The sequence below is a fragment of the Kistimonas asteriae genome (assembly GCF_018263925.1).
Taxonomy (GTDB): domain Bacteria; phylum Pseudomonadota; class Gammaproteobacteria; order Pseudomonadales; family Endozoicomonadaceae; genus Kistimonas; species Kistimonas asteriae.
The window spans coordinates 1-15539 of sequence record NZ_JAEVHF010000017.1 but is presented as its reverse complement, the minus strand read 5'-3'; the positions used below and the strand labels follow the sequence as shown (position 1 = coordinate 15539).

General features: G+C 51.9%; 11 protein-coding genes. 9 read left to right on the top strand and 2 right to left on the bottom strand.

Annotated elements, in window-relative coordinates; genetic code table 11:
• Nucleotides 1–40: 40 nt before the first annotated feature.
• On the bottom strand, nt 41–1228 hold the full coding sequence (locus KHS78_RS17285; protein ID WP_211829814.1) for an acetate kinase: 1188 nt from the start codon (nt 1226–1228) through the stop codon (nt 41–43).
• 295 nt (nt 1229–1523) lie between these two features.
• Between KHS78_RS17285 and KHS78_RS17280 the strand changes: the two genes are divergently transcribed.
• The 7 genes from KHS78_RS17280 (at nt 1524) to nrfA (ending at nt 10778) form a co-directional block, all read left to right on the top strand.
• Nucleotides 1524–2294, top strand: a complete 771-nt coding sequence (locus tag KHS78_RS17280; RefSeq protein WP_211829812.1) for an energy transducer TonB — start codon at nt 1524–1526, stop codon at nt 2292–2294.
• Between the two features lie 200 nt (nt 2295–2494).
• Entirely contained in the window at nt 2495–4036 is a 1542-nt protein-coding gene (locus KHS78_RS17275) for a cobalamin biosynthesis protein (protein ID WP_211829811.1), read from the top strand.
• Between the two features lie 274 nt (nt 4037–4310).
• The gene (gene pckA, locus KHS78_RS17270) at nt 4311–5924 is read left to right on the top strand and encodes a phosphoenolpyruvate carboxykinase (ATP) (RefSeq protein WP_211829810.1); all 1614 of its coding nucleotides are present in this window, start codon (nt 4311–4313) and stop codon (nt 5922–5924) included.
• A 72-nt stretch (nt 5925–5996) separates the two neighbouring features.
• Nucleotides 5997–6656, top strand: coding sequence for a class I SAM-dependent methyltransferase (locus KHS78_RS17265; RefSeq protein ID WP_211829809.1), 660 nt, complete (start codon nt 5997–5999; stop codon nt 6654–6656).
• A gap of 186 nt (nt 6657–6842) precedes the next feature.
• The gene (locus tag KHS78_RS17260) at nt 6843–7433 is read left to right on the top strand and encodes a NapC/NirT family cytochrome c (RefSeq protein ID WP_211829808.1); all 591 of its coding nucleotides are present in this window, start codon (nt 6843–6845) and stop codon (nt 7431–7433) included.
• A gap of 10 nt (nt 7434–7443) precedes the next feature.
• Nucleotides 7444–9324 carry a heme lyase CcmF/NrfE family subunit gene (locus KHS78_RS17255; RefSeq protein ID WP_211829807.1) on the top strand — a complete coding sequence of 627 codons (1881 nt, stop codon included), beginning with the start codon at nt 7444–7446 and terminating at the stop codon, nt 9322–9324.
• 14 nt (nt 9325–9338) lie between these two features.
• Complete coding sequence (nrfA, locus tag KHS78_RS17250) at nt 9339–10778, top strand: ammonia-forming cytochrome c nitrite reductase (RefSeq protein WP_211829806.1); 1440 nt, start codon at nt 9339–9341, stop codon at nt 10776–10778.
• Nucleotides 10779–11027: 249 nt separating this feature from the next.
• Here the strand turns inward: nrfA and KHS78_RS17245 are convergent, their stop codons facing one another.
• Nucleotides 11028–11456: an Rrf2 family transcriptional regulator gene (locus KHS78_RS17245; RefSeq protein WP_211829804.1), complete on the bottom strand. Its 429-nt coding sequence runs from the start codon at nt 11454–11456 to the stop codon at nt 11028–11030.
• A 108-nt stretch (nt 11457–11564) separates the two neighbouring features.
• On the opposite strand from KHS78_RS17245, the gene hmpA reads away from it, so the two are divergent.
• Nucleotides 11565–12770: an NO-inducible flavohemoprotein gene (hmpA, locus tag KHS78_RS17240; protein WP_211829801.1), complete on the top strand. Its 1206-nt coding sequence runs from the start codon at nt 11565–11567 to the stop codon at nt 12768–12770.
• Between the two features lie 225 nt (nt 12771–12995).
• Nucleotides 12996–15374 (top strand): hypothetical protein, encoded by a 2379-nt coding sequence (locus KHS78_RS17235; RefSeq protein WP_211829800.1) that lies wholly within the window; start codon nt 12996–12998, stop codon nt 15372–15374.
• Nucleotides 15375–15539: the final 165 nt, after the last annotated feature.

Genomic DNA, 15539 nt, shown 5'->3' with positions numbered 1-15539 from the left:
AAACAGAAAGCCTGCAGCCGGAGCTGCAGGCTTTGCAGGATTAGCCGATCAGGGCGGCAGTATCCTGAGCGATCATCAGCTCTTCGTTGGTCGCAACCACCATGGCAACAGTGCTGCCTTCGTTGGTGATAACGCCTTCGTTGCCGAAACGGAACTTCTCGTTCAGTTCGTCGCTCATGTCGAAGCCGAATACGCCCATCAGCTCCAGAACCTTCTTACGGATCAGGTCGGAGTTTTCGCCGATACCGCCGGTGAAGGCCAGTGCGTCGATGCGACCCAGGGCAACAGCCAGACCGGCCAGCTGCTTGGCCAGAACGTAGCAGAATACGTCCAGTGCCAGCTGTGCACGACGGTTGCCTTCGGCAGCCGCTTCTTCGATGGCGCGGCAGTCGTTGCTCAGACCGGAAATACCCAGGAGGCCGGACTTCTTGTTCAGAATGTCGGTGATCTCTTCCAGGGTGTAACCGTAGGTCTTGTTCAGGAAGCTGAATACGTTCGGATCCAGGCTGCCGGAACGGGTGCCCATGACCAGGCCTTCCAGCGGGGTCAGGCCCATGGTGGTGTCAACGGATTCACCGTTCAGGACTGCCGCAGCGCTGGCGCCGTTACCCAGGTGAGCCACCAGGATGGCGCTGTTGTTCAGTTCCAGACCCAGCATTTCAGCCGCCTTGGCGCTGACATAACGGTAGCTGGTGCCGTGCATGCCGTAGCGACGCAGGCGCTGTTCTTCGTAGTACTCGTAAGGTACGGCGTAGATGTAGGCGCGCTCAGGCATGGTCTGGTGGAAAGCGGTGTCGAATACGGTAGCCTGCTTCAGGCCGGGGAAGTATTCGATGGCAGCGCGGATGCCGACCAGGTGAGCCGGGTTGTGCAGCGGTGCCAGGTGGATGCAGTCTTCGATGCCCTGAACCACGTCGTCAGTAATGATGCAGGACTCTTTGAAGGTTTCACCACCGTGAACCACACGGTGGCCGATGCCGCCGATGGTGTCGAACAGGTTGGTCTCTTTCAGGACGTCCAGCAGTTTGCCAAAGACTTCGAAATGGCCGGCTGCCGGCATTTCAGCCTTGTCTTTGTTGCCCTGGAATTTCCAGCGGACAAATGCTTCCGGAGTGGACAGACGCTCAGCAACACCGCTGATTTTCTCGTCACCGTCCTGGGGGTTGATCACTGCAAACTTCAGTGAAGAGCTGCCGCAGTTGATGATCAGGATGTTTTCTTGGGTCATGGGGCTTCCGTTTAGACTGGTTTAACTCGGTAAAACCGGGCTCAACAGGATGAGGCCGATATAAAAAACGGGCGCAAAGTATCAATTGCAGTTTAGTTGGGTCAATCCGTATATGTGCGGGAGCGGGAAATAACCCGGTTTTTTGTCAGGTAATATGCCTGATATGCCCCGCGTGGCCCTTCGTCCAGTACGGATTAGCGTTTGCAGGCCTATGCCGTATGATTAGACCCCCTTATGCCTGAGAAGTTGCCGTTGTGCCTGTCGGGTCTTTGCTAATGGTGAGTGTGCCTGTCTGATGAAGCATTCTGACATTCTGGTGACGATCGTGATTTCGCTGGTCATCCATGCCGCGATTGTCGGCTTTGTTGGAAAGCCTGAAACCCGTCTGGATATGCTGGCGTTGCCCCAGGGCGGGCAGACCCTGCAGGTGAAAGTCACCCTGACTAGCCCATCAAAACCGAAGGCTGAACCGGTGACGGCTGAGCAAAACAAACCCGCGGATGAGCCAGAACCAGAAGCGGAAAAAAAGCCAGAGTCTGTCGTAACGACCCGCGGTATCTCTCCCAATAAAACGGTTGTAAAAGCCGAAGACGATCGCCCCAAACCGGTCAGGAAACCCAAGCCTCCGGAGCTTGAGAAGAAACCGGCAATATTGCCACCCGAACAAACGGTCGCCAAAAAGGAAACCGTCGAACCCCAACAGCCTGTTACGGAACCTTCAAAGGGGAATACTGCCCAGGATATGAGCCGTACCGCTGATGTGGCCGGTTTGACGGATCAACGTCCCCTGGTGACGGAACCACTGTTTAATGGTGCCCAACGCAAACCGGCCTATCCGTACATGGCGCGTAAGCGCGGACAGCAGGGCACAGTACTGCTGGAAGTTTTTCTGGATAAGCGGGGGCAGATTGAATCGGTAACCCTGGTGGATTCTTCCGGTTTCAGCCTGCTGGATCGTGCTGCGGAAAAAGCCGTGCGCCGGTGGTCTTTCCGGCCGCTGGTGCGTGATGGTGTAGCACTGTCGAGCCGTGTACGGGTGCCGGTTGTTTTCAGGCTGGATGCATAATCCATTTTGGGCACTCCTTACGTGTTATAGCGCTGTTGCGTAACCAACCATTTATTCACACAGTCCTCCCGATTATCAAAAAGCCCTGGCAAGTTGGGTGGGTTGGCTATCTTTGATGCTGCCATGATTATCGCGATATCAGGAGCCTGATGCCTGCTGAATGCTTGCGGTAATCCCATCACTTCAGCCGGGGGTTTTGAATGGGCGCAGTAAGCGGGCGTTTCGCGTTGTATGCTACCGATACTCAGGGGGCCATGCGAGCGGTAGAGCTGGAGCGCCACCTGGATCAGGTGGACCTGTTTGTGGGGGCTGATGTCCGCGCGGCCCTGCCTGATTTTGTCTGTTCCTTTCAACATTCTGTTCAGGATGTCCTTAACACCCATCTGGATCATTACGAATGCCATATTGTCTTTCTGCGACCCGGACAAAGCGGGTGGCAGTTGGTCGGCGGGTTCCCGTTGAATGGAAACCAGCACCGGGTTTTAGTGATAGCGGTGGATACTTCGGCCGGTATCTGCTTGCCGGTATATGGTGAACATGAGGCCGGGCGGCTGCACCAGTTAACGGAGCAGGTCGCCTGGTTGCTGGGGCTGCAGCCCGTGCTATCGTTCCCCGGCTCACAGGATGAGACACGGCAATGTCTGTTATCGCTGGGGCTGCGTCATGGCTGGACACTTGAACCTGCATCGAGTGCCGCGCTCCAGCGTGTCGCGACAGCGCTGTTTCAGAAGCGGCCGGTGGCTTGGGTGCAGTCTTCTGGCGCCAGGCCGATTTGGCCGCTGGGGGCGGCAGGGTCAGGTGTGGTTCAGCATTGCTCCCTGGATACCATAAATCCAGATGCTTATGACGCATTGGTGCTGGTGTCGGACCAGCTTGGTATCAGCGAAAAACTGGCCCTGTACAGCGACAAGACCCTTATCTGGCGACCCAAAAGTCTGGTTGTGGGCGTTTACTGTCATCGTGATACCCCGCTGGAAGTGGTCGGGCAGGGGCTGGTGCAATTTCTGGATGACAACGGCTTGTCGATTGACAGTGTGCGTTATATGGCGGGGCTGGACCTGCAGCGGCATCATCCTGCCCTGAATGATTTCGGGATCATTCATGACATTCCCCTGCTGACGTACCGTATTGAAGAATTATTGGGAGCTGCTCCTGAGCGGCCGGTTGCTCTGATGAAGCGTTTGTGGGAGAACGGTCGTTTTTCCGTGGCTGATGCGGCAGCTCGTCACTGCAGTGGTGCTACGACAGCCCTGGTGCCGGAATCCAATTTTTGCCTGCAGACAGATGGCCCCTCGGTGAGCATGGTGATCTGCAGAATCCCTGAAAGCCATGTGGCAACGTCGCTGCCTGAGCCAGGGCCTACCAAGCGGCACCGGCCGGAGCATGGGGGCAGGCATCAGATCGTGGTCTGCAGCGGGGTTCACTGTTCCCGGGCGGGCAGTTGCCACCGGCTGGCGGATTATGTGCGCCGACTGGCACGGGATCTGCGACTGGATCAGGGCGCTCGGCAGATACAGGTTGCATCGAGCGTGTGCTGTGTTGCCTGCCGGTACAAGAATTCAGCAGTTATTCACGAACGTCTGTCGGCCCATGAAACCCCTGTCAATGAAGGGGTACGCCTGCGGGGGGTCCACAGCTTTTCGCGTAGCCAGTGGCAACAGATACTCAGGGCGGTCAATCGACGGCAACCGCTGAGAAGCCTGGTGGCGCCCAGTCACCTGGTTCCCATGGGAAACGAGTGAACCTTATGGGCTCTGGTGACTCTAATCATTACCAGGCCCGTTATAGAGCGTTAGAATTGGTAAATATACGTATCATGGTGTGGTAATTGATCCCATCTTCAGGGAAAATGCCCCTCCGTATCGTCAATTCAGCCTCGAAGGATGAGTGCCTGGATGAAGGCCCTGATACCAATGAATTCAACTGTCAGGGAAAACAGCTGGCTCCGAACATAAACCCATTGGACGGGGCGGCCTTCAGCACCTGGATAAACGCCAGAAGTGAGAGACAAAAAACGTGAGTGCCAAGACTGATACCCTTGACCTGACCCCCTACGGCATTACCGGCGCCGTCGACATCCTGCGAAATCCTTCCTACGAGCTGCTTTACGAAGAAGAAACCCGTGGCGACCTGAACGGTTATGAGCGCGGTGTGGTCACTGAATCCGGCGCGGTGACAGTGGATACCGGTATCTTCACCGGCCGTTCGCCGAAAGATAAGTACATTGTCCGCGATGATACGACCCGGGATACGCTCTGGTGGGCTGACCAGGGACGTAATGATAATAAGCCTATCGATCAATCCGTCTGGAATGATCTGAAAGGCGTGGTCACACGCCAGTTATCTGGCAAGCGTCTGTTTGTTGTCGATGCCTATTGTGGCGCTAATCCGGATACCCGTCTCTGTGTGCGCTTCATCACCGAAGTGGCCTGGCAGGCGCACTTTGTTACGAACATGTTCATTCGACCTTCTGCTGAAGACCTGGCGACCTTTGAGCCTGACTTCATTGTCATGAACGGCGCCAAGACCACCAATCCGGACTGGCAGGCGCAGGGGCTGAATTCCGAGAACTTTGTCGCGTTTAACCTGACCGAGCGCATACAGCTGATTGGCGGCACCTGGTATGGCGGTGAAATGAAGAAAGGGTTGTTCTCCGTTATGAACTACCTGCTGCCGCTGAAAGGCATTGCTTCCATGCATTGCTCTGCCAACATCGGTAAAGATGACGATGTCGCGGTTTTCTTTGGTCTGTCGGGTACCGGTAAGACGACGTTGTCGACTGATCCGAACCGGGAATTGATCGGCGATGATGAGCACGGCTGGGATGATGACGGCGTGTTCAACTTTGAAGGTGGATGCTATGCCAAGTGCATCAATCTGAGCCAGGAGAATGAGCCGGATATTTTCAATGCCATCCGCCGTGATGCACTGCTGGAAAATGTTGCTGTTGATGCCGAAGGTCGAATTGATTACGACGATGGCAGCAAAACAGAGAATACCCGGGTTTCTTACCCGATCTACCATATCGATAACATCGTCAAGCCGGTGTCCCGCGGTGGTCATGCGACACGGGTTATTTTCCTGACCGCAGACGCGTTTGGTGTATTACCACCGGTTTCCAAGCTGACACCCGAGCAGACCCAGTACCACTTCCTGTCAGGTTATACCTCTAAGCTGGCAGGGACGGAGCGTGGCATCACTGAACCGACACCGACTTTTTCTGCAGCCTTTGGTGCAGCCTTCCTGATGCTGCACCCGACGCAATACGCTCAGACGCTGGTCAAGCGGATGCAGGCATCCGGTGCGACAGCTTATCTGGTTAACACCGGCTGGAATGGTACTGGCAAGCGCATTTCCATCAAGGCGACCCGTGCCATCATTGATGCGATCCTGAACGGTTCCATTGATGAGGCGGATACCGTGATGTTGCCGTACTTCAACCTGGAAGTGCCGGTGGCAGTACCGGGTGTTGATGATGTGTCCATCCTTGATCCCCGTAATACGTATGATGAGCCCGAGATCTGGGTGCGTCGTGCGCAGGATTTGGCGGCGCGTTTTGTGAAGAACTTCGCACAATACACCGATAATGACGCTGGCAAGGCACTAGTTGCGGCGGGTCCCCAGCTGTAAATCACCGATTTTCCGGTACACTCTGAACGCGGCATAAGCCGCGTTCTTTGTTTTCGGGACATTCGATACTTCATGCTGACTGACGACATATGCCCGCTCTGTGGCAGTTTTGATACGCGCCATTACCATCGGGACAAGGTGCGGGATTACCTTCAGTGCAATAACTGCCAGTTGGTATTTGTGCCGTCTTCTTATCATTTATCCAACGATGCGGAAAAAGCGGTCTACGACCAGCATGATAACTGCGTCGATGATGCCGGATACCGTCGCTTTCTTTCCCGGGTGTTTGACCCTGTCATTGAGCATCTGGGCCAGCAGGGTGTGAGCCAGGGAGAAGGGCTGGATTTCGGTTGTGGCCCCGGTCCTGCGCTTGCTGCCATGTTCAGTGAAGCGGGTCACAGGATGGCTGTTTACGATATCTATTACGCAGATGATCCCCAAGTGCTGAAGCAAACGTATGATTTTGTGACGGCAACGGAAGTGATAGAGCACCTGGCCTGTCCTGGTACGGTATTAAAGCAGTTGTTGGGACTGCTCAGGCCGGGTGGCTGTCTTGGTCTTATGACCAAGCGGGTACAGGATCGCCAGGCCTTTGCCCGTTGGCACTATATTCGGGATCCAACCCATATCTGTTTTTATTCTGAAGAAACATTCCAGTGGCTGGCTTCAACCTATGACTGTGCCATGGCGTGCAGCAGTAATGATGTAATTATCCTGTCACGATTGGATTAACGTACGATATACGTCGTTTAAGTTCGATCACTGCTACTTCGATCAAATGATTGTTTGCGGAATCACGATAAGAAATACAAGACTCCAGTGCATCATTGATGCAGGTCACAAGCCGCATGTCGCCTTCCTGTTAGGTTTCATTTGTTGGACTTAAAGATAAAAAACAACAGGCATGTGGCAGGTGTTATGAACGCAGTGACCGCAATTCTCCGGTTTCTTTCCAGACCGTCCGTCAAGTACTCTGCCGGTGTTTTATTGCTGGGAGGGATCGTCGTGGGCCTGTTGGGTTGGGGAGCTGCCAGTTATACCCTTGAGGCAACCAGTACCGAGTCCTTCTGCATTGGCTGTCATGAAATGAGTGACAATGCCTATGTTGAACTGCAGGACACCATTCATTACAGCAACCGTACCGGCACTCGCGCGACCTGTGCCGACTGCCATGTTCCCCATGATTTACCCGGTAAGATAGCCCGCAAAATCGAGGCGCTGCGGGAGGTTTACGGCAAGTTCACCGGTATTATCGAGACCCCGGAAAAATACGAAGCCCATCGACTGGTCATGGCGGAGCGGGTCTGGGCGGATATGCGCGAAGATGACTCTGCCGCCTGTCGAGCCTGCCACGTGAATATCGATACGTCTCTGGACCAGCAGTATCAGTGGGCGCGCATGAACCATGAAAAGGCGATCGAGAACGGACAGACCTGTATCGACTGTCACCAGGGAATCGCCCATAAGCTGCCGGAAACCCGGCTGATGCAGAAGCCGCTGGTCGACTAAGGGTTACTTCATGCTGAATGCCGGAAACAGTCTGGCGATATTGGCGCTGATGACCGGGCTGGGACTGGTTTTATATCCGGTGCTGAGTGGATTTCGTCGTTTACCTGCCAGCCTGTGGCTCATCACCCATGCGGTCAGTTTACAGGCCGCCTTTCTGATCCTTGTCTACGCCCTTATCACGGATGATTTTTCGGTCAGTTACGTGATGTCGCATTCCGAAACGAGTCTCCCTCTTATCTATAAAGTGAGCGCGGCCTGGGGCGGACATGGTGGTTCCCTGTTGTTCTGGGTGATGCTTCAGGCGGTCTGGATGGGGTTGTTTTACCGGTTTTGCCGTCCATTCTCCGAGGCTCAAAAAAACATCGCGCTGTCGTTTATGGCAATGGTCAGTACCGGGCTGGTCGGGCTGTTACTGTTGTCTTCTCCATTTGCCCCTGCGGTTTCAGCCTTGTCGCCTGATGGCTCAGGATTAAACCCGATGCTGCAGGATGCCGGTCTGATTTTCCACCCTCCGGCGTTGTACCTGGGTTACGGCGGTTTAACGGTTGTGTTTGGCATGGTGATGGCATCGTTACTGTCTCCGATCGGGGGAAGTCTGTCTGCCTGTCGTCCCTGGCTGCTGGTGGCCTGGTCATGGTTGACGCTGGGGATTGTGCTTGGCAGCCGGTGGGCCTATACCGAGCTGGGTTGGGGGGGCTGGTGGTTCTGGGATCCGGTGGAGAATGCGTCACTGATGCCCTGGCTGACGGCGACCGCTATGCTCCACCAGTTGTGGCGGGTACGAGAGCGTGATCACGGCGCCGGTAGTCTGGTGCTGCTGGCGATAGCAACCCAGATGCTGATTCTGGTGGGTACTTTCCTGGTGCGATCCGGTGTGCTGACGTCGGTGCATGCGTTTGCCATGCAGCCGGCAACAGGTATGGCGATACTGGGCTTTATTGTCGTTGTCGCTGGTTTATCGCTGGTGCTGTATGCCTTGCGGGCGCCAGCCGGTGCAGTAGACAAACTGTCTGGGTGGTCACTGGTATTGCTGAGCGTTGTGATGCTGCTGCTGGTGGCCTGCGGCAGTATTCTTTTGGGGACTTTATACCCTATCGGATTTGAAGCCTTTGGATCAGGGCGGATCTCTGTTGGGGCGCCCTATTTCAATGCGTTTTTTATTCCTCTTGCGCTACTGCTGGCAGCTATTTTGACGGGCTTTTCTGTCCATATACGTCAAGTCAGTCTTATCGCGATCGTCGGTGAAACGACGCTGTTTGTGTTGGCTGGCCTGGTGTTGTCCTGGTTGATTGTGGGGGTTGGCTGGATGACGTGGCTGGTGCTCACCATGACGCTGTGGACCTGTTGGTCACAGCTCTGCTACGTACGACATCAGCCCAAGAAAACCGCTGCAGCCATGGCGCACATTGGGCTGGTTCTGGCAATGGCCGGCGCCTGTCTGTCGGATGCCGGGCTATTGCAAAAAGAGATTGGCATGCGTCCGGGACAACAGGAAACCCTGGGCGGCTATCACTTTGTCTTTATGGGAACAACGCCGGTTCGTGGACCGAATTATCTGGCAGATTACGCCTTTTTTTCGGCCACTGACGATGCAGGGCGACGTACAGACATGCATCCAGAAAAACGATGGTATGCCCGGCCTGATGTGGTGATGACAGAAGCGGCAGTGGACAGTACCTGGCGACGGGATCTCTACATCACGCTGGGAGAACCGTTGGCACAGGGTGCCTGGTCAGTTCGCCTGCAGGTTAAACCGTTTATTAGCCTGCTCTGGTTGGGGGGAGGGCTGATGGTACTGGCTGGATTCTGGGCAGTGGGTTCGAGAATGTGGCGCTATAGACAGGGAGCAGAAAGTCTACGGACTTCTGGTCAAACCGGTCTGGCGGTCTGATGAATGGGGGAATTATGAAGAGTCAGGGTGCTGTATCAAAACCGTGTAGGCTGACGGCCTGCCGTACCGGCCTGTTGGCACTGTTGCTATTAGCGACGGCTGGTCTGCAGGCTGATGAGAGTCGTGTTGAGGCCAGGAACGAGGTGTTTAAAGACGGCTTTCCCAGGCAATATGACTCCTGGAAAGCCACAGAAAAGATGGATTTCAAAAGTGCGCATAATGGCAACCAGTTTGAGGACATGCTGGAAAAAGATCCGCGCCTGGTCGTGTTATGGGCCGGTTATGGGTTTGCCAAGGATTACAACGCCCCGCGGGGGCATATGTATGCCGTGACAGATGTTCGAAATACTCTGCGGACCGGCGCGCCTTCCGGCCCTGATGACGGACCGATGCCGAATGCCTGCTGGAGCTGCAAAAGCCCGGATGTCGCACGGTTGATTGATGAGCAGGGCAAGGATGAATATTTCGCTGGCAAGTGGGCATCCAAAGGCGCCGAAATTGTTAATCCGATTGGTTGTGCGGACTGCCATGACACCAACAGTGATGATATGAAACTGGCCATTTCCCGTCCCTATCTGGAGGATGGTTTGGCGGCGTTGGGCTATGACCACGCCAATGCCTCACAGCAGGACATGAAGTCGCTGGTCTGTGCCCAGTGTCATGTGGAGTACTACTTTGCCGGCCCGAACAAGGAAGTGGTGTTTCCCTGGGCGGAAGGCACAAAAGCCGAAGAGATGGAGCAATATTTTGACCACCGTGCTTTCAGTGACTGGACCCATGCCATTTCCCGGGCGCCGATGCTGAAAGCCCAGCACCCGGGCTGGGAGACCTGGCAGGAAGGCGTACACGGTAAAAACAATGTGTCCTGTGTCGACTGCCATATGCCCAAGAAACGGGATAAAGGCGTTACCTTTACTGATCACCGGGTGATGAGTCCGCTGGCCAACATTGAAGGTACCTGCCAGAGCTGCCATACCCAGTCGAAGGAATACCTGATTGGCATGGTGACAAGCTACCAGGAAAAAATCGGTGAGATGAAGATTCGGGCGGAAGACCTGCTGGTCAAGGCGCACATTGAAGCGGGTGCTGCCTGGAAAGCCGGTGCTGGTGAACAGGAAATGCAAAAGGCATTAACCTTGATCCGTCATGCACAATGGCGCTGGGATTATGCGATAGCATCCCATGGCGCGTCCTTCCATGCTCCGGAAGAGTCGCTGCGGGTGCTGGGAACAGCGGTTGAGAAAGCCGGTGAGGCGAGGCTGGAAATTGCGCGAGTGCTGGCGAAGCATGGTATGACTGATCCCGTAATTATGCCGGACCTGTCAACCAAGGAAAAAGCTCAGACGTATATTGGTCTGAACGTAGAGAAGCTAAAGGCAGACAAAGAGAACTTTAAGGAAAATGTACTGCCGACGTGGGATGAGGAAGCCCGGAAAAAAGGGAACCTGATGTAGTTGGCGGCGGAGACCGGACTAACAGTCATCAGGCATTGTGCGAATGCTGTTAGTTCGGCGAATGGCTATTTTCAGGCATTCGGTTGTTGCACATAAACAACCGTTGTTTCCTGTTTATCCAGAAAGCACTGTAATGTGAGACAGAAGGGCGTTTTATCGTGTTAGCGCCAGGGATGCCTGACATGCGTTAGTCAGTGTGATTCGGTCAGGTTCCTGATGTCTGTGATTGGTGTGACAGTATTGCGAAGCTTAATTGTGTATCAATAACGGGATCAGGTCTTTCTTGTTACCGATGAGATCTGACAGGGTATATTGATCCAGCACGCCAATAAATGCGTCCACTCCTTCCTGTAGCACGCCTTTAAGCCGACAGGCCGGCAGGATTTTGCAGACCGGTTTGGTGCAGTCCACCACCTGCAGGGATTCCTCAAGCGCCATCACGACCTGGCCAATGCGTATTTCATCCGCCGGTTTCCCGAGCATGATGCCGCCGCCCTTGCCTCGAATGCTGTGTATCAGGCCGGCACGTGCCAATTGGTGAACCACCTTGACCACATGGTTGCGAGACAAATCGTAGGCTTCGGTCACTTCCGAAATGCTGGACTTATAACCCTCAGGGCGAGTGGCCAGGTACATCAGGGCACGCAGGCCAATATCGGTGAATGTGGTAAGACGCATCTGGAACCGCTTTGTACAGGTTGGGAAAACATCGGTATTTTAACTTGAACATGCATTCAAAATACAAGATTATAAAAGAGGTATAAAAAATACATTTTTAAGGTTGTTATGTTATCTTCAGAAACCATTAGGATTGTACAGTCCACTATCCCTCTGCTCGAGTCTGCCGGTACGGAACTGACTCGCTATTTTTATCAGCGGATGTTATCCCACAACCCGGAGCTGAAGGATGTGTTCAATTTGAATCATCAGCGCTCAGGTGGCCAACCGGCCGCACTGTTTGAAGCTGTTCTCGGGTATGCCAGAAATATTGATAATCTCTCGGTGCTAAGTGCCGTTGTTGAGCGTATTGCCCAGAAGCATACCAGTTTCCTTATTACGCCGGACCAGTACCAGATTGTCGGGTATCATCTTATTGAAACCATTCGTGAACTGGCGGGGGAAGCGGCTACTGATGAAGTGTTGCAGGCATGGACTGAGGCTTATCAGCTGCTGGCAACGATTTTCATTGAGCGCGAAAAAGTTCTTTATGCGGAGCAAGAGCAGGCTGGCGGTGGATGGCGTGGTTCTCGCCCCTTCAAGGTTGTATGTAAATCTCGTGAAAGTGACCTGATCACCTCATTTTATCTTGAGCCTGTGGATGGAAAACCGGTCATGGATTTCAGGCCTGGGCAGTATCTGGGCATCAAACTGAGACCCGCCACCAGTGCCTATGCCGAAATACGACAGTACTCGTTGTCTGATGCACCGAATGGCTGCAGTTACCGTATCAGCGTCAAGCGTGAAACCGGTGAGGTTGATGGCATCATGTCCAATTGGTTGCATGATGCTGTCAGTGAAGGTGATGTGATTGAGGTTATGCCTCCAGCCGGTGACTTCTTCCTGAGCGCTGAAGAAGAAACACCTGTTGTTCTGATCAGTGCTGGTGTTGGGTTAACGCCCATGCTGTCAATGCTGAATACGCAGTTGCAGAATGGCCATCATGGTTCATTGTTTTGGCTGCATGCCTGTGAAAATGGCCAAGTCCATGCTTTTGCTGATGATATCCGCGCTAAGGAAAAACAGCATGAGCGGTTGAAGTCACGGGTTTGGTATAACCATCCCTCAACCGTTGACAGGCCTGCGGAAGATTATGACTTTAGTGGGTTAATGTCGCTGGATAAAGTCCGTGAGTTGATTGATGTGCACGGTGCTCATTTCTATTGTTGTGGTCCGACCCCTTTCGTGAAAATGGTCAATGAAACATTGACTGACTGGGGTATTGAGGAGGATAGCATTCACTATGAAATATTTGGGCCTCATAGCAGTTTATGATATGGATGGTTTTGGGGCGATCTCTGCTGCTCCTGTAGTCAATGAACCATGTTAAGGCTGCTTTTGACGTTCTATGGGGAAGGGGATAATCCTCTCCCCATGTTTGGATGTTGCTGTTACTAACCGGAATGTTAGTGATTGTATTTTTTTATTGGTATCTACTTACTGGCATTTTGTGCTTTTTGATATTAACAGCTTTGATCATTAGTAATAAGGATGTTTATGATGAATGGAAGTTATGGGGTGGTACCCATCAATCAGAATCGATATTTAGGTTTTTGCCCCGATCTTAAAATGGGCGTTAATATAAAAGAGCAGAAGAAAGTAGCTGATATTCCTTTATCAAGAGTAGGAGCGCCTGTAGCATCGGCTACACCTGCTCCAGCTATTCCATTACATGAACAGTGTTCTGATAAATTAGAGCCTCTCCCGTATTTTTATAATTCGAAATGGAAGCCTGTACTTGAAAGGTACTGTGACAGGGCAGATTTTGAATCGATTCATAATTTATGTATAGGTGAGGCTCCGTCGGCACGGGGTAGCAAGACATCTTCTGAACGTTTCAGGCGGCAGTCAGAAAACGAGTTAGGATTAGTGACAGGCTCATCTTTGCTTGAACCGGCAGAGCAAACGGGTGCGAGTAAAAAAAGTGTGATGGAGTGGTCGAGGCGGAATAAAACACGTCAAGTCTATAATGCGTTAAGAAAACTTTGCAAGTTACCTGATAAGTCAACGGATGAAGATATATCTAAAAGAGCTTGTTATTTAATCTCTTGTAACAAAGTCAGAATATTGCCTGATGGAGAGATTTCTTTCATTAGTAAGCCAGTAATGTCTGAAGCCGGTCAGAATGATTCGCTCCTAAATGCGGGATGTATTAAACAGGATGACGTTGGTGTTTCTAATGTAGAGGATGTTGCGAATAATGAAAAAGATACAGAGGGAAGAGTGGATGTTTTCGTAGATCTGAAGGCTCAACACTTGCGTAGGAAAAGAATACAGGAGAAAAAACGAAGACATAGTATTAATGAATACCATAAAACTATCAAGGGAAATGTTCCTTGGTTAGCTGCCTATGAGAAAACTGAACATTTTTGGGTTTTATATAACGCTTGTTTGTATATGAAAATGATTGAGTCAAAGGTAGGCGTGAAAGATTGCCGATCTCAACCAAGGGCTAGGAAAAGTCGTCATGTCAAGATGACGGCTTCAACATCGCAAGCTAAAGACCTGGGTAAACCCGCTCAGAGTCAGACAAAGGGAACGAGTGCTTCGAGTGCACTGGTATCCCAAAATCAGGTGAAATCGGGTGTAACTATCCGTCGAGATAAGGCTGTAGGTGAAGGTGAAACAGATTATGACCAGAGACTATCGGGTGGTGTGAATGTCACTAAACCGGATACTGTGAATACAGCCGGGGTGCCATCTTTGCGCTCTGTTAGTGAATGCTTCCCAGTCTTGGATTTTGACTCAAAATTAGATATTGAAGCCTCTGACTGCCTCGCGATTTGTTCTGACCATAGACGTGCAGCAGAGCCGCAAGGGCTTGATCCCCACAGCGCTCTATCAACGTCTGATTTTCAATGCGAAACACCTGTGAAGGCTGATAGTCCAATATTAACGAAAATGTCTGCGACAGTACTTCATAATCCAAATGAGCTTGATCAAGAATTGCCGCCTGGTAAGTCTGAACAGGTAGCCGTTTCTTATGAAAAGAAGAATCAAAATAGATATTCATGTCGTTTGTGTTCTCAGCCATTCTTATTAAGGAAAGCACTGTTAAAACATCTTTCTACAAACCACAAGGTTGAATCAGGTGCTGAATTGAAACTCAGTGGAAAGCGTATGGCTGAAATTCCTGTCACTGAGATGAATCCGGGTAAGAGGGTAGAAGTCGACGATCCTAATAATAATGTTGTAGAAGATAATTCTAATGGCATTTCCCTGTATGATAGTAGGGTAATCCGTTGTAAAGAGAGCAACAAACCTTTGAGCGAACCTCTATCGTCTGCTGATCCGGAAGATTACAGCGGTCATGCCGTGCAAAAGAATGGGGTATCATTATCACCAGTGATGCAAGCTGACGATAAACTGCATGCTCAAGAGGGTAGGCATCCTTCAGATATGGAGTCAGAAGATAGTGCTTTGTCTTCCACGAGTCATCAATCAGCAACAGGGAGTCTTGATCTGGCATGTCCTCGGGTGTCGATAGGGAAAAGAGTACCCACGCAGATATCAACAAGATCAGGCTCACAAGACTCCGGCATTTATAGCTTGGATGAGGGAGATGGGCCAAATGCTGAGAGTTCTGATAAGAGTGGAGATCAGACAGTGGGTTCATTCCATTCCCCCTGCCCGGGTTTAACAACATCCCTATTCGAAGAAACGGGTTCGCAGATGCCTGTGGACATTGGAGATGGATTTTGTCTCAGTAGTTGTGGAACCATAATTCCTGGATTATTTGGCACATCATTACTGCACAGGACAGCTTATGGCCATACTCACGTCAGACATCAGGACGAACTTCGAGAATCATTGCGTCAATTCGATGAGGTTTATGAGAAAGTCATGAGAAAGCATAATTGGTCTGGTGTCGATGTTTAGGACAGAGTATTTCAAGAGCGTATTTTTATATTGATGTACCTGATTACCACCTAACATAAGCCATTCTCCCGTCTAAACTTACGACACTGGTTTTCCTTGGGTTAGGAGACGTGTCATGGCCAGGAACAAAATCCAGTTTCAGAAAGGCATGAGCCTTGTGGAATT

Excerpts from the sequence above, each read along its gene's own strand:
- KHS78_RS17285 (WP_211829814.1), bottom strand. The coding sequence starts at position 1,228 with ATGACCCAAGAAAACATCCTGATCATCAACTGCGGCAGCTCTTCACTG.
- KHS78_RS17280 (WP_211829812.1), top strand. The coding sequence starts at position 1,524 with ATGAAGCATTCTGACATTCTGGTGACGATCGTGATTTCGCTGGTCATC.
- KHS78_RS17275 (WP_211829811.1), top strand. The coding sequence starts at position 2,495 with ATGGGCGCAGTAAGCGGGCGTTTCGCGTTGTATGCTACCGATACTCAG.
- KHS78_RS17265 (WP_211829809.1), top strand. The coding sequence starts at position 5,997 with ATGCTGACTGACGACATATGCCCGCTCTGTGGCAGTTTTGATACGCGC.
- KHS78_RS17260 (WP_211829808.1), top strand. The coding sequence starts at position 6,843 with ATGAACGCAGTGACCGCAATTCTCCGGTTTCTTTCCAGACCGTCCGTC.
- KHS78_RS17255 (WP_211829807.1), top strand. The coding sequence starts at position 7,444 with ATGCTGAATGCCGGAAACAGTCTGGCGATATTGGCGCTGATGACCGGG.
- nrfA (WP_211829806.1), top strand. The coding sequence starts at position 9,339 with ATGAAGAGTCAGGGTGCTGTATCAAAACCGTGTAGGCTGACGGCCTGC.
- KHS78_RS17245 (WP_211829804.1), bottom strand. The coding sequence starts at position 11,456 with ATGCGTCTTACCACATTCACCGATATTGGCCTGCGTGCCCTGATGTAC.
- hmpA (WP_211829801.1), top strand. The coding sequence starts at position 11,565 with ATGTTATCTTCAGAAACCATTAGGATTGTACAGTCCACTATCCCTCTG.
- KHS78_RS17235 (WP_211829800.1), top strand. The coding sequence starts at position 12,996 with ATGAATGGAAGTTATGGGGTGGTACCCATCAATCAGAATCGATATTTA.